11 protein-coding genes are annotated in these 14,673 nt (G+C 64.6%); 2 read left to right on the plus strand and 9 right to left on the minus strand.

Features of this window, described 5'->3' with window-relative positions; translation table 11 throughout:
• Nucleotides 1–192: 192 nt before the first annotated feature.
• A complete protein-coding gene (locus GCT19_RS18220) occupies nt 193–1,089 on the minus strand; it encodes a DMT family transporter (protein WP_018438433.1) in 897 nt (298 codons plus the stop codon).
• Between the two features lie 216 nt (nt 1,090–1,305).
• Between GCT19_RS18220 and GCT19_RS18225 the strand changes: the two genes are divergently transcribed.
• Nucleotides 1,306–2,199, plus strand: a complete 894-nt coding sequence (locus GCT19_RS18225) for an AraC family transcriptional regulator (RefSeq protein ID WP_321576824.1) — start codon at nt 1,306–1,308, stop codon at nt 2,197–2,199.
• Nucleotides 2,200–2,224: 25 nt separating this feature from the next.
• Here GCT19_RS18225 and GCT19_RS18230 read toward each other — a convergent pair whose 3' ends face one another.
• The 4 genes from GCT19_RS18230 to GCT19_RS18245 form a co-directional block, all read right to left on the minus strand.
• Complete coding sequence (locus tag GCT19_RS18230; protein WP_152852687.1) at nt 2,225–5,257, minus strand: FAD-binding and (Fe-S)-binding domain-containing protein; 3,033 nt, start codon at nt 5,255–5,257, stop codon at nt 2,225–2,227.
• Nucleotides 5,258–5,304: 47 nt separating this feature from the next.
• Nucleotides 5,305–6,054 carry a 2-keto-4-pentenoate hydratase gene (locus GCT19_RS18235; protein WP_152852688.1) on the minus strand — a complete coding sequence of 250 codons (750 nt, stop codon included), beginning with the start codon at nt 6,052–6,054 and terminating at the stop codon, nt 5,305–5,307.
• Nucleotides 6,055–6,057: 3 nt separating this feature from the next.
• A complete protein-coding gene (locus GCT19_RS18240; RefSeq protein WP_152852689.1) occupies nt 6,058–7,344 on the minus strand; it encodes an MFS transporter in 1,287 nt (428 codons plus the stop codon).
• Between the two features lie 174 nt (nt 7,345–7,518).
• The gene (locus GCT19_RS18245) at nt 7,519–8,739 is read right to left on the minus strand and encodes a pyridoxal-phosphate-dependent aminotransferase family protein (protein WP_152852690.1); all 1,221 of its coding nucleotides are present in this window, start codon (nt 8,737–8,739) and stop codon (nt 7,519–7,521) included.
• Nucleotides 8,740–8,909: 170 nt separating this feature from the next.
• On the opposite strand from GCT19_RS18245, the gene GCT19_RS18250 reads away from it, so the two are divergent.
• The gene (locus GCT19_RS18250) at nt 8,910–9,659 is read left to right on the plus strand and encodes a GntR family transcriptional regulator (protein WP_013092879.1); all 750 of its coding nucleotides are present in this window, start codon (nt 8,910–8,912) and stop codon (nt 9,657–9,659) included.
• Nucleotides 9,660–9,986: 327 nt separating this feature from the next.
• Here the strand turns inward: GCT19_RS18250 and GCT19_RS18255 are convergent, their stop codons facing one another.
• The 4 genes from GCT19_RS18255 to GCT19_RS18270 all read right to left on the minus strand — a co-directional run bounded on the left by GCT19_RS18255 (nt 9,987) and on the right by GCT19_RS18270 (nt 14,644).
• Nucleotides 9,987–11,318: an MFS transporter gene (locus GCT19_RS18255; RefSeq protein WP_018438426.1), complete on the minus strand. Its 1,332-nt coding sequence runs from the start codon at nt 11,316–11,318 to the stop codon at nt 9,987–9,989.
• 76 nt (nt 11,319–11,394) lie between these two features.
• Nucleotides 11,395–12,360: a hydroxymethylglutaryl-CoA lyase gene (locus GCT19_RS18260; RefSeq protein ID WP_152852691.1), complete on the minus strand. Its 966-nt coding sequence runs from the start codon at nt 12,358–12,360 to the stop codon at nt 11,395–11,397.
• Nucleotides 12,357–13,550 carry a CaiB/BaiF CoA transferase family protein gene (locus GCT19_RS18265; protein WP_152852692.1) on the minus strand — a complete coding sequence of 398 codons (1,194 nt, stop codon included), beginning with the start codon at nt 13,548–13,550 and terminating at the stop codon, nt 12,357–12,359. Before GCT19_RS18265 ends, GCT19_RS18260 begins: the two co-directional genes overlap by 4 nt.
• A 104-nt stretch (nt 13,551–13,654) precedes the next feature.
• The gene (locus tag GCT19_RS18270) at nt 13,655–14,644 is read right to left on the minus strand and encodes a LysR family transcriptional regulator (protein ID WP_152852693.1); all 990 of its coding nucleotides are present in this window, start codon (nt 14,642–14,644) and stop codon (nt 13,655–13,657) included.
• Nucleotides 14,645–14,673 lie beyond the last annotated feature (29 nt).

Here is a 14,673-nt window from a genome sequence, read left to right on the forward strand (position 1 = left end):
TATTGATAAAAAAATGATAATTGAATGCCGACCCATCCAATTCATTCCATTTGCATCGATTTACGTTTCCAACAAAATCCTCCCTTCACGAACCCGGTAAAAACCGGTTCCCGTAAAACCTCACCGGTCAGAGATTCAGGGCGCTTTTTCTGCTCCTGTAAATCCTCACCTTGAGCGCTATGCGCATCAGGTTCAAGCCGGTCGGCGACGTACGAAAATCCGTCGCGTCAGATCGAACGCGACCAGATTGCCGGCCAGGACGAGCAGCAGACCGACCACCGCGAGCGCGGACCACCGGTAACCCTCGAACAGCGTCGACGCCGCGAGCGCGACGATCGGGAACAGCACCGTGCAGTAGGCGGCGCGCTCCGGGCCCATACGGCCGACCAGCATCAGGTACGCCGTGAAGCCGATCACCGAGCCGAACACCGCGAGATACGCGAGCGCGCCGAGATAGCGTACCGACGGCTCCACCGCGAACGAATAGCCGGCGAACAGACTACCGAGCGTCAGGACGGCCGCGCCGATCAGCATCGCCCAGCTATTGGTCGCGAACGGGTGCAGGCCCATCGACTGCATGCGGCTCGACAGCAGGTTGCCGGCCGAGAAGCACAACGTGCCGAGAAACGCGATGCCGAGTCCGAGCCACGCGGTGTGATCGCCGAGATGCCCGGCCATCTGCTGCACGAACAAACAGACGATGCCGACGAGCCCGAGCAAGGCGCCCGCAATCGCGCTCGGCTGCAGCGGCCGGCCCATGAACAGCCGCCCATTGATCGAGTTCAGCAGCGGCGCGGTCGAGAACACCACCGCGACGAGCCCGCTCGGCACGATCTGTTCGGCGTAGTAGAAGCACAGGAAATTCAGGCAGAACAGCGCGAGACCCTGCGCGGCGAGGTAGCGCCAGGCGCCGCGCGGCGGCCAGATCGGCCGGCGCATGATGCGCAGCAGCGCGAACAGCAGCAGCGCGGCGATCCAGAAACGCCACGCAATCGATACCGGCGGCGGCACCGCGCCGAGTTGCCATTTGATCGCGATCCACGTGGTGCCCCAGATCAGCACGGTGACGGCATAGAGCAAAAGATTCATGGTCGGGCCTCGGACTGCAATGACAGGCTGCCATCACGCGCAGCATTGACGATAGCTCGACTATGGAACCGCGCCGCCGCCCGCAATTGTCCAGAATTGCGCATTTTTTCGTGGCAAGGAGCGGCCAGCGGGGCCGCGCCGTATACTGGCCGCTCAACCCTACGCATCACCGGAAAACCACCGCTCGCCGCCGTGACCGCCAGCCCGTCCGTCCCCGTGCCATCCACCGCAGGCTTGCCTTTTGGCCTGCAGTCGGTCTGTCACACGCTCGCCAGTGCGAACGCGCATCTGGACCGCTTCGCGTGGCTCGGCGACGGACTCGCGATCGCGCTATGGACCCGCGACACGAAGGAAGCCGAGACCATCTACGAGCGGCCCGGCCATCACACGCTGTCGTGCTATCTGGACGGCGGCTATCGCACCGAGCGCCAGAAAATGCCGGGCCACTACGGCGCGCCGTCGCGGCTGTGCGCACTGCCCGGCGATCACGAATCGCGCTGGTGGGTGCGCGGCCATATGCACTTCATGCACCTGTACTTTCTGCCCGAGCACTTCACGCGACGCGCGGTACAGGAGCTCGACCGCGAGCCACGCGAATTGACGCTCGCCGATCGCACCTACTTCGAGGACCCGCGCATTGCGAGTCTGTGCCAGTCGCTCGTCAACGAGGAGTGGGAAAGTCCCGACGGTCTGCTGCGCACCAACGAGACCGCGCACGAAGTGCTGAGCCTGCTGTTGCGCGGACAAGGCGTTCGGCGCGCGAACGTGGCGCTGAAAGGCGGGCTGTCGGCCGCGACGCGGCGCCGGCTGCGCGACTATATCGACAGTCATCTCGCGCAGCCGTTGACGCTCGGTGAGTTGTCGGGTGTCGCGGCGATGTCGGAGTTTCATCTTGCGCGCATGTTTCGCGAGTCGTTCGGGTTGCCGCCCGCCGCCTGGATCGCGCGGCAAAGGCTCGATCGCGCGCGTACGCTGCTGCGCACGACCACGTTGCCGCTCGCGCAGATCGCCGGGCAATGCGGCTATGCGAACGCGAGTCACTTTAGCCACCGGTTTCGCGAGGCTGTCGGGGTGACGCCGAGTGGGTTTCGGCAGGCTATCGGGGTTTGAGTCTCGCCTTCCGGTTAGCTCCGCGTCATTGCAGTGCCATCGCCAGCACGCGCGCGACGTGAATCGCGTCGACGCCCGCCCCATCGTGAATCTGATGCCGGCAGCTGGTGCCATCGGCGACCATCACGGTGGCGGCGTCGAGTTTGCGCACCGCGGGTAGCAGCGATAGCTCCGCCATCGCCTGCGACGTCGCGTAGTGCTCCGCTTCATAGCCGAAGCTGCCGGCCATGCCGCAGCACGACGATTCGACCGTCGATACCTTCAATTCGGGAATCCACTTCAGCACGGTCTGCACCGGCGTGAATGCATCGAACGCTTTCTGGTGGCAATGGCCGTGCACGAGCGCCTGTTGCATCGGCAGCGGTTTCAATTTGAGCTGCAAACGCCCGGCCTTTTGTTCGCGCACGAGGAATTCCTCGAATAGAAACGCTTGCTGCGCGAGGCGCCGCGCTTCGTCGCCGAAACCGTACTGCAGGAATTCGTCGCGCAACGACAGCAGACACGATGGCTCCAGCCCCACCACCGGCACGCCGCGTTCGACGAACGGCCCGAACAGATCGAGCATGCGCCGCGCTTCATGTTTCGCTTCATCGACGAGACCCGCCGCGAGAAACGTGCGGCCGCAACACACGGGGCGCTCTTCCGGCCGTGCGTTGAAGTGGACCGTATATCCCGCCGCTTCGAGCACCTGTTGCGCGGCACGCGCGTTGTCTGGCTCCAGGTGGTTATTGAAGGTATCGACGAACAGCAGCACTTCTTTCAGCGCGGACGGCTGCGCAGCATTGCGTGCAGGCTTCGCGGACACCGCATCGGCCAGAAACGCCCTCTTGAACCGCGGCAGACTCCGCTCGGCAGCGAACCCGACAGAACGCTTGAACCACGCCGACAGCACCGGCACATTGTCCGCGAGCGCCATCAGTCCCGGCATGCGGCTCGCCGCGCCCGCATAGCGCGGCATGAACGCGACGAGCCTGTCGCGCAGCCGCAGTCCATGCGTCTTCACCCGCGCCGCCCGCGCCTCGATCTTGAACTTCGCCATATCGACGCCGGTCGGGCAATCGCGCTTGCAGCCCTTGCACGATACGCACAGGTCGAGCGTTTCCTTCACGTCATCGCTCGCGAGCCCGCTTTCGCCGAGCTGGCCTGAAATCGCGAGCCGCAAGGTGTTGGCCCGCCCGCGCGTCAGATGCTGCTCGTCCTTCGTCACGCGATAGCTCGGGCACATCGTGCCCGCGTCGAACTTGCGACAGTGGCCGTTGTTGTTGCACATCTCGACCGCTTTCGCGAGGCCGCCGCTCAGATCGTCGCCGCTGCCAGGCGCGCTTTCTTCTCCCGTCAGCGGATCGCGCTTCACGTTCCACGTCGACCAGTCGAGCACCGTTTCGATGCGTTGTTCGCGATAGCCCGGCGCGAAGCGGAAATTACGCGTGTCGTCCATCTTAGGCGGACGCACGATCTTGTCGGGATTGAAGCGATTGTCCGGATCGAACAGCGCCTTGATCTCGCTGAACGCTTCGTTAAGCCGCGGCCCGTATTGCCACGCGACCCATTCGCCGCGGCACAGACCGTCGCCATGCTCGCCGGAATACGCGCCCTTGTACTCGCGCACCAGCGCGGCCGCTTCTTCGGCGATCGCGCGCATCTTCGTTGCGCCGTCGCGGCGCATGTCGAGAATGGGCCGCACGTGCAGCGTGCCGACGCTCGCATGCGCGTACCAGGTGCCCTCGGTGCCGTGGCGATGAAACACTTCGGTCAGCCGGCTCGTGTAGTCGGCCAGATGTTCGAGCGGCACCGCGCAATCTTCGATGAAAGACACCGGCTTGCCGTCGCCCTTCATGCTCATCATGATGTTGAGCCCGGCCTTGCGCACTTCCCACAGTGCTTTTTGCGCGTTCGCGTCCGGCATCTCGACGACCGCATCGGGCAAGCCCAGCTCGCCCATCAATTCGGTCAGCTGCTTCAGCGACGCAAGCTGCGCGTCGCGATCCTCGCCCGCGAACTCGACGAGCAGAATCGCCTCGGGCTCGCCGACCAGCGCCTTCTCGATCACCGGACGAAATGCGGGATTGCTCAACGCGAGATCGATCATCGTGCGATCGACGAGTTCGACCGCGACCGGCTTCAGCTTGACGATGTGCTGCGTGAGCGCCATCGACTGCCGGAAGGTAGGAAAGTTGACCACGCCAAGCGTTTTATGAGCGGGCAGCGGCGCGAGCTTCAGCGTGATCTGCCGGCTGAATGCGAGCGTGCCTTCCGAGCCGACCAGCAGATGCGCGAGGTTCGCGCTGCCGTCATCGGTATAGGCGCGCGGATTCTGGCAGTCGAACAGATCGATGTTGTAGCCCGCCACGCGGCGCAGCACCCTCGGCACGCGCGCGACGATTTCATCACGCTCACGCTGCGCGATCCGCGTGACACCAGCGACGATCTGCTGCAAGCGCTCGCCTTGCGGCGCCTCGCGCAGCGACGCGAAGCGCGCTTCGCTGCCGTCGGCGAGAATCGCGTCGATCGCGTCGACGTTGTGAACCATGTTGCCGTATTCGATCGAGCGTGAGCCGCACGAGTTGTTGCCGGCCATGCCGCCGATCGTGCACTGCGCGGCCGTCGAAACATCGACCGGGAACCACAGTCCATGCGGCTTCAGCCACGCATTCAGATGATCGAGCACGACGCCGGGCTCGACCGTGACGGTGCGCGCATCGGCATCGAACGCGACGATGTTGTTCAGCCACTTGCTCGTATCGACCACCAGCGCTTCGCCGACCGTCTGCCCGCACTGGCTCGTGCCCGCGCCGCGCGCGAGCAGCGGTACCTTCTCGCTGCGCGCGATCTCGAGCGCGATGCGCAGATCGTCCTGATCGCGCGGCACCACGACGCCGACCGGCGTGATCTGATAGATCGACGCATCGGTCGAGTAGCGGCCGCGGCTCGCGAGATCGAACAGCACGTCGCCGCGCAGCGCTTTGCGCAGATGCTGCGCGAGCGGACTCGTTGCGCGCGCGGCGGAGGGGACCAGATGAATCGGCTTGACGAGCAAGCCCGCAGTGGGATTCGTCATTTCGTCGGCCTGTGAGGAGCGCGCCTGAGCCGCGCGGCTCGAATTACCTAGTACAGCGTCAGATGCACCGGCGCGAGTCCTTCGATATGCCCGCTCACGTTGCCCGCCTCGCGCGGAAAGAACATGCCGGTGTATGAACCGGCGGTGATCACCATCTCCGGGGTGACCGCAATGCCGCGCGCACTCGCGTGATTGACGAGCCACGTCAACAGCCGTCGCGGATCGCCGGCAGGATTCGCGGGCGTCGTTGCGACGACATTGCGTCCGTTGAACTCGAAACGCAGCGACGGCGCGACGTATGGAAAATCCTCGCGATACCGCGTGAATTCACCGACGATCAGCGCGCCGTGATTCTGCAGGTCCGCGAGCTGCGCGAGTTTGTCGATGGCGGGCCACGCGGCATAGCGGCTCGCGACGATCTCGATGGTCGCGCCGATCGAGCCGATGCCCGCAAGCACTTCATCTTCGCCGTACGGTGTCGCGGAAGGCTCGAAACGCCGGCCGAAACGAAACGCGACTTCGAGTTCGAGCCCGAGCGGCGCGAGACCTTCGCGCGACAGACGCGCGCCATCGGCGTGCAGATCCGTGTCGGGCAATGGCGCGCCTTGAATCGGTCCGCTCGCCGATTTCGCGCCGATCTTCCAGCCGCCGATTCGCGCGCCGCACGCGCTCAGGATTTCGTGCTGGATTGCGTAGGCGGCGTCAGCAGTAGAAGGAAGCTGTTCCGGCGGCAACGTATCGAGCACCGTGCGACTGCGGCGCCCATCGGCAAGAAGCTGGCTCAGTGATGAAGTCATGTTTTACACGCCCACCCGGCTGGAAGCCTGCGCCTTCTCCGACGCGCCAGCTTCGAAGCGGCTCTCCGGCTGCATGCGGAACGCGAGCACGACGCCGATGCCCATCAGCAACATGCTGCCGACGAACGGCAGATCCCAGTTGCCGAAGTGGTCGATCAGAAAGCCGCCCATCACCGGCGAGATGATCGCGGCCAGCGCCGAGCCCGTGTTCATCATGCCGCTCGCGGTGCCGGAGAATTCCGGCGCGATGTCCATCGGGATCGCCCACATCGGGCCGATCGTCATTTCGGCGAAGAAGAAGCCCGACGCCAGACAGGCGATCGACAGCGTCAGGTCATGCGTGAACATCAACGGAATCAGCGACAGCAGGCAAAACAGCATGCACACCGACACCATCCAGCTGCGCGCGCGTTTGAGGCTGCCGGTGCGCTTGAAGATCGCATCGGTGACGAGGCCGCCGAGCGTATCGCCGATCACGCCGGCAAAAAACACGACCGACGCGAAGATCGCCGACTTCTGCAATTGCAGATGATGGTTGTGCAGGAAGTACAGCGGAATCCAGCTCAGGAACAGCCACAGCGTCCAGCCGTAGCAGAAGTAGACGATCGTGACCGGTGTCATGCGGCGAAACAGTTTGCCCCACGGCAGGCCTGCGACTTTCGGCTTCACCGCGGGCAGCACCGCGAGTTCCTCGGGCGTGATGCGCGGATGATCTTTCGGATGCTCGGTGAACGTGATCGCCCACAGGCCGACCCACACCAGGCTCAGCGCGCCGCAGATATAGAACGATTCGCGCCAGCCCCAGGTGGTCATCACCAGCACGATGAGGGCCGGCGCGACCGCATTGCCGACTCGTGACGCCGCGTGCGTGATGCCCTGCGCGAAGCCGCGTTTTTCTTTCGCGACCCAGCGCGACATCGCCGACGTTGCCGCCGGGAAGGTCGCGCCTTCACCGAAACCGAGCACGAGCCGCGCGGCGAGCAACGAAGCGAGTCCGCCCGCGAGGCCCGTAAACACCGTCGCGAGACCCCAGACCGCGCCGCAGAACAACAGCGTGCGTCGCGCGCCGAAGCGATCGCTGACCCAGCCGCCGATCACCTGAAACAGCAGATACGGATACGCGAAGGCCGAGAACACGAGGCCGACCTGCGTATGGGTGAGATTGAATTCCTTGCCGAAACCCGCGGCCGCGGTGCTGACGTTCACGCGATCGAGGTACGTGATGAAGTACATGATGCAGAGCATCACTAGAACGATACTGGTCGCACTGGTCAAACGAAACCGTTTCATCCTCTCTCTCCGTGGCATGTGTCGACGGCGCGCCTGAAGTGGCGCGCTGCGTCGTCGCCCGTCGGCCGCGATAGCCGTTATGGACGCATTGCATGTTGTGATGGCCGCGTTCTGCGCGCGGCTCGATGAGAAATGCGCTCCCTGGTGTTACGGCTTGTTTCCTGTTGTTGGCGCTTATGCCGCGGCCTTCAAACCCGGCGTCTTCGGTGCGTGGCTCAACCACTCCATAGCGGCAGGCATGCCGCTTTCCTTAAGGGGCACGCCAGCAAGCCGCAGACCCATTTCGCAGCCGGCCAGGGTCGCGAGCAGCGTCAGGTCGTTGCAATCGCCGAGATGACCGATGCGGAACATGCGGCCTTTCATCTTGCCGAGGCCCGTCCCGAGCGACATATCGAAGCGTTCGTAGATCAGCTTGCGCACCGCGTCGGCATCGACGCCGTCGGGCATCATCACGCCCGTCAGCACCGGGCTATACACGGCGGGATCGGCGCACTGGATTTCGCGCCCCCACGCGCGCACCGCGCGGCGCGTCGCTTCGGCGAGCCGCTCGTGACGCGCGAACACGTTGTCGAGCCCTTCGCCGAGAATCATCTCGATCGCTTCGTGCAGGCCATACAGCAGGTTCGTGTTCGGCGTGTACGGCCAGTAACCGGTCTTGTTCATTTCGACGATTTCCGACCAGTCCCAGAAGCTGCGCGGCAGCTTCGCGTGCTGGTTGGCGGCCATCGCCTTCGGCGAGATCGCGTTGAAGCTGATGCCCGGCGGCAGCATCAAGCCCTTTTGCGAGCCCGACACGGTCACGTCGACACCCCATTCGTCGTGACGGTAGTCAGCGCACGCGAGACCGGAGATCGTGTCGACGAGCAGCAGCGCCGGATGGCCGGCGGCGTCGATCGCGCGGCGCACGGCGGCGATGTCGGACGTGACGCCGGTCGAGGTTTCGTTGTGCACCACGCAGACCGCCTTGATCGCATGCTGCGTGTCGGCGCGCAGACGCTCTTCGATCATCTGCGGCTGCACGCCGCGCCGCCAGCCTTCGATGCCTGGCAAACCCAGGAACTCGGGCTTCAGGCCGAGCTTCTCGGCCATCTTTTTCCATAGCGTCGCGAAGTGGCCCGTCTCGAACATCAGCACGTGATCGCCGGGGCTCAGCGTATTCGACAACGCGGCTTCCCATGCGCCCGTGCCGGACGCCGGATAGATGACGACCGGTTGCTGCGTCTTGAAGATCTTCTTGATGCCGTCGAGCACCTTGAGACCCAGTTCGCCGAACTCGGGACCGCGGTGGTCGATGGTCGGATAGCTCATCGCGCGGAGGATGCGATCGGGCACCGGACTCGGCCCCGGAATCTGCAGGAAGTGACGGCCGGCGGGATGAAAATCTAGCTTCAGCATCGGACTCCTCCAATTGAATTTTGCATTCAAAAAACTGTATCAGAAGAATCGTGACGTTCCCAAGACGAAATATGCTCGTTGAGCACCGTGTTTACCCGCGTTTGCGCGCTGATAACTAATCGATATGGTTCGGATAAAATCCCAAATCATGTGAAGCTGGGGGTTTTTGTATGCAAAATTCGCATGTCGACGCGGGTGTGACCGCTGCCCCGCTGATGCCGAAGGTCGAGCGTCAGCGCCTGCATGACACGGTGGTGGAGCACATCCGCCGCTTTATCGTCGAGGGGGTGCTGGAGCCCGGCAAGAAACTGAACGAGCGCGAGTTGTGCGAAACGCTCGGCATTTCGCGCACGCCGCTGCGCGAGGCGCTGAAGGTGCTGGCCGCCGAAGGTTTGATCGAGATTTCGCCGAACCGGGGCGCATCGGTGTCGAAAATGTCGGAGGCGGAAGTGCGCGAAACCTTCGAATTGATGAGCGGCCTCGAAGCGTTCTCGGGCGAACTCGCGGCCGAGCGCATCACGGCGGCCGAACTCGCCGAGATCAAAGCACTGCACTACGCGATGCTCGCGTGCCGCGCGCAGAACGATCTGCCGGGCTACTACAGCCGCAACCAGGCGATTCACGACAAGATCAACGAGGCGGCGAGAAATTCAGCGCTGCGGCAGACCTATGTGTCGGTCAACCGGCGGCTGCAGGCGCTGCGCTTTCGCTCGAACTATCAGACGCCGAAATGGGACCGCGCGATTCACGATCACGATGAAATGCTGAAGGCGCTCGAGGCTCGCGACGGCAAGAAGCTCAGCGCGATTTTGCGGCAGCATCTGCTCGATAAACGGGATGCGGTTTTGCAGGTGCAAGTGCAGGAGGAAGTGGTCGCTTCGGCACGGTACCCTGTCGGCAAACAAAACTTGTCCACCTAAATTGTTGGCAAGCCTGTGGACAACCCTCGCACAGCGAGCTTAAGTGCTTGAAGCGTGAGAACTATCCGCGCGCGGTGCACGCGTAGGCAGCGAGCGTCGCTACGGAGTGCGTGCTACCGGCGAGCGGGCTTGGCAAGGACGCCGTATCAGTCGGACCCACCTCGAAGTCCAGTTGTCCACATAATTTGGGAACAAGCTTGTGGACAACCTGCGCACAGGCCTGCCAAGTGATTGATGCGGCAGGCCTATCGTTCGCGGATGCGCTAGCGGGCAGCGGCGCGGCACGTCGTGTGATGCAAGCGAACGACCGCGCCGTCCACCTCTATTTCACCGCGCCGTTTCACGACTGCGCAGCGACTCCGGCAACCCATACAGCACGATCAGCGCGCACACCACGCTCATCGCGCCGATCACATACAGCGCCGGCGTCGTGCTGCCGGTCAGATCCTTCACACGCCCCACCATCACCGGGCTCACGATCCCGCCGAGTTGCCCGAGCGTGTTGATCAACGCGATACCGCCCGCGGCGCCCGCGCCCGTCAGCAGCTTGGGCGGCAGCGCCCAGAATGCCGGAATCGATGCGACCACGCCCGCGCCCATCACCGCAAGCGCGACCACCAGCAACGCGGTCTGTTTGTCGAAGTAGCCCGCTGCGAAGAAGCCGAGCGCGGACATCAACAGCAGCCCGAACACGAACTTGCGCCGCTCGCCGCTCGCGTCGGACAAGCGCCCGACCACCACCATGCAGATTGCGCCGCACACATACGGCACCGCCGTCAGCAGGCCGACCACGGTGGGATTCTTCGTGCCCGCCACGTGAATCAGATGCGGTGCCCAGAAATTCAGACCGTAGGACGCGATCTGAATCAGGAAATACACGAGCCCGAGCGTCAGGAAGCCCGGCGTCTTCAGCGCGCCCAGCAGCGAATGGCCGGTCGGTGCCGGGCGGCTTTGCTGGGCGATCTGCCCGGCGAGCAAGCTCTTCTCCGCCGATGACAGCCACCCCGCATCGTCGATGCGATCCTTCAGCAGCTTCAGCACCAGCAAACCTAGCACCACACACGGCAAGCCGCCGACCAGGAACAGCCAGTGCCAACCCGGCATGCCGGCCACGCCGTCCATATGACCGATCACGAGCCCCGCGAGCGGCGCACCGACCAGCCCCGAAAACGCCGACGCGAGAAACAGCATCGACGTGATGCGGCCGCGATATTCGGTCGGAAACCACAGCGTCAGGTAGTACAGCACGCCGGGCGCGAAGCCCGCTTCCATTGCGCCGATCACGAAGCGCAGGCCGTAGAACTGCCATTCGTTGTTGACGAACACCATCGCCGCGGTCGCGAGTCCCCACGAAATCATGATCCGCGCGATCCAGCGTCGAGCGCCGACCTTGTACAGGAACAGATTGCTGGGCACCTCGAACAGCACGTAGCCGATCACGAACAGACTCGCGCCGAGACCGTACGCGGTATCCGACAAGCCCAGATCACTTTGCAGCTGGAACTTCGCGAAGCTGATATTGATGCGGTCGAAGAACGCGAACAGATAGCAGATCATGATCAGCGGCATCAGCCGCCACGCGACTTTGCGGACGATCGCCGCGAGATCATCCGCGCCATGTTCGCGGGTACTGCCCGCCACTACGCCCAGGTCACTCATGCTTGTCTCCAATGCCGGATTCGGCGGTGCCGTCCGGTCGTTTGATCGGTTGAGGGGTTGTTTGTCGGGGTGCGGTTCAGATCTGTCGAACGTAGTCGGGCACCGGATGCAAATCGCAATTGCGGCCCGCCTTGGCGACTTGCCCCGGCACGTCGTGGCCGAGCAATGCAGGCAAGCCGCGCGACAGCGCGAGCAGCTTCGGCAGATCGATCCCGGTCGGGATGCCCATTTCGTCGCACAGGTTCACGAGGTCTTCGGTGCAGATGTTGCCCGAGGCGCCCGGCGCGAACGGGCAGCCGCCGAGGCCGCCGAGCGCCGCATCGAAGCGGCGCGCGCCGGATTCATACGCGGCGAGCACGTTGGCGAGACCGAGGCCGCGCGTGTTATGGAAGTGCAGCGTGAGCGCCGCGGCCGGCAGGGCTTCGAGCACGCGTGCGACGAGCCGCGCGACCTGACGCGGATTCGCCATGCCGGTCGTGTCGGCGAGCGTGATGCCCTCGATGCCCATCTCGCGATACGCGTCGACGATGCCGATCACGCGGTCTTCGTCGATGCGGCCTTCGAACGGACAGCCGAACGCGGTCGCCACGGTCGCGTTGAGCCGCACGCCCGCGGCCAACGCGCGACGCACGATGTCGTCGAACGCCGCGAGCGACGACTCGCAGCTCATGCGCATGTTCGCGCGGTTATGCGTCTGGCTCGCGGACATCACGAGGTTCAGTTCGTCGGCGCGCGCGGACAAAGCGCGCTCGGCGCCCTTCAGGTTCGGCACCAGCGCGACATAGATCACGCCGGCTTGGCGCTCGATCTGCTGGAACACGGCTTCGCCGTCGCGCAACGCCGGAATCGCTTTCGGCGACACGAACGAGCCCGCTTCGATACGCGTGAATCCGCATGTGGATAGCCCGTTGATCAGCGCGATCTTGTCGGCGGTTTCGACCCAAGTAGGTTCGATCTGCAGGCCATCGCGCGGGGCGACTTCCTGCACGATCAGTGGGTCGAATGACGCGGCCTCGCGCGTGGAAAAGATCGTGGAATTCATTGCACCGCTCCCTCGCGACGAAGCCGCTCGATGTCTTCGCTCGCGAATCCAAGCTCGCTGAGCACGCTGCCGGTGTGTTCACCGAGCGTCGGTCCTTGCCAGCGCACTTCGCCCGGCGTGTCCGACAGCTTCGGCACGATGCCCGGCATCTTCACCGACGCGCCGCCCGGCAATTGCGCCTGCAGCAACATGTCGCGCGCCTGGTAGTGTGGATCGGCGACGATGTCGGCCACCGAATAGATGCGCCCCGCCGGCACTTCGGCCCGTTCCAGCCCGGCCAGCACGTCTTCGGTCGCGTGATGCGAGGTCCACTCCGTGATCGCCTGATCGAGCATCGCGACCTGCTTCACGCGGCCGTCGTTGTGCGCGAGCGCGGGATCGTCGGCGAGATCGGGGCGGCCGATCAGATGCATCAGCCGCTTGAAGATCGGATCGCTGTTGCCTGCGATCACGACATAGCCGTCGTCCTCGGTGCGATACGTGTTCGACGGCGCGATGCCCGGCAGCGCGCCGCCGCTGCGCTCGCGCACATGGCCGAGCAGGTCGTATTCGGGCACGAGGCTTTCCATCAGATTGAACACGCTCTCGACCAGCGACACGTCGACCACCTGGCCTTCGCCCTGGCCGGTCTTCACGCGCAGCAGCGACATCAGCGCGCCGATCACGCCGTGCAGCGACGCGAGCGAATCGCCGAGACTCACGCCGACGCGCGCCGGCGCGCCGTCCACCTCGCCGGTCGTGTAGCGGATGCCACCCATCGCCTCGCCGATCGCGCCGAAGCCCGGCCGTTCGCGATACGGGCCGGACTGGCCGTAGCCGGAAATGCGCACCATCGTCAGTTTCGGGTTCAGCGCGTGCAGCACGTCCCAGCCGAGGCCGAGCTTTTCGAGCGCACCGGGGCGCAGATTTTCGATGACGACGTCGGCATCGGCGGCGAGGCGCTTGACGACCTCGACGCCATCGGCCGATTTCAGATTCACGCAGACGGACTTCTTGTTGCGCGACTGCAGATACCACCACAGCGACGTGCCTTCATGCAGCTTGCGCCATTTGCGAAGGGGGTCGCCGGTTTCGGGCGCTTCGATCTTGATCACGTCGGCGCCGAACTCGGCCATCAGGCGCGCGGCGAACGGCGCGGCGATGAGGGTGCCGATCTCGACGACGCGAATACCCTGCAGTGGTCCACCCATGTTGCTGTCTCCGAACTCGTTTCGTATTGGGAGACAGCTTAGAAGCGGCGCGGTGGCGGCGTCCAACCGCAATTCGCCAACGACCGTTCGCGAACGGCGAACGCTCAGCGGCGGCTGCGGACTCGGCGCGCAGGTTGGGTGGCCGTCGGAGCGGGTTCGGTCTGCACCTCTGCTGCAGTTTCCCGTGCCTCGACCGTGCGCAGATGGTCGAACAGCAGCCGGCTCACCGGTGACAACGCATCGACGTCACGCACGACGAGCACGAGGCTGCGCTCGGCCCATTCGTCATCGAGCGGCGTGCCGACGAGGCCGAGCGGGCGGCCCATCAGCTGATACACCTTTTGCGGCAGCACGCCGACGCCCATGCCGGCCTGCACCATCCGGCAGACAGCATCGAAACCCGGCACGTGGATGCGCAGCCGCAGCGGCTTGCCGGCCTGGCGCGCCGCGAGGTGCGTGCGCGCGTTGATCGAGCTCGCCGAATGCAGGCCGACGTGATCGCCGTCGAGCGTTTCGGCGAACGCAATGCTGGTGCGTGCCGCGAGCGGATGATCGTCGCGCATCACGATCACGAGCGAATCGCGCCGGTAGTGTTCGACGTGCAGCTCGCGCGTGTCGGCGTCGCCGGAACAGATGCCGAGATCGGCGAGACTTTCGTCGACGGCCTTGACGACGCCGCCGCTCGGCCGCTCCTCGAGATCGACCTTCACGCGTTCGTGCAACGACTGGAACGCGCGCAGATCTTCGGGCAGAAATTCGACGATCGCCGACAGGTTCGCCATCATCCGCACATAGCCGAGCACGCCGCTGGCATGGCCGGCCAGCTCGATGCCGATGCTCTCGATGTCGCGCAGCACCCGGCGCGCGTGATGCAGCAGCGTTTCGCCGGCCGGCGTCAGCGTCATGCCGCGCGCGTTGCGCTGGAATAGCGACGCGCCGACCGCCTGTTCGAGTTCGACCAGCCGCTTGCTGGCGGCGGACACGGCGATTGCCTCGCGCTCGGCGGCACGCGTGAGCGTGCCCTCTTCGAAGACGGCGAGAAAGAGTTGCAGCGTGGTGAGGTCGAGTTTGCGGAGAAGGTTTTTGATGACCATGGGGCGGCGACGCAGAAGTGCGATGCGCC

The sequence above is a fragment of the Paraburkholderia atlantica genome, from assembly GCF_009362785.1.
Taxonomy (GTDB): Bacteria; Pseudomonadota; Gammaproteobacteria; order Burkholderiales; family Burkholderiaceae; genus Paraburkholderia; species Paraburkholderia atlantica.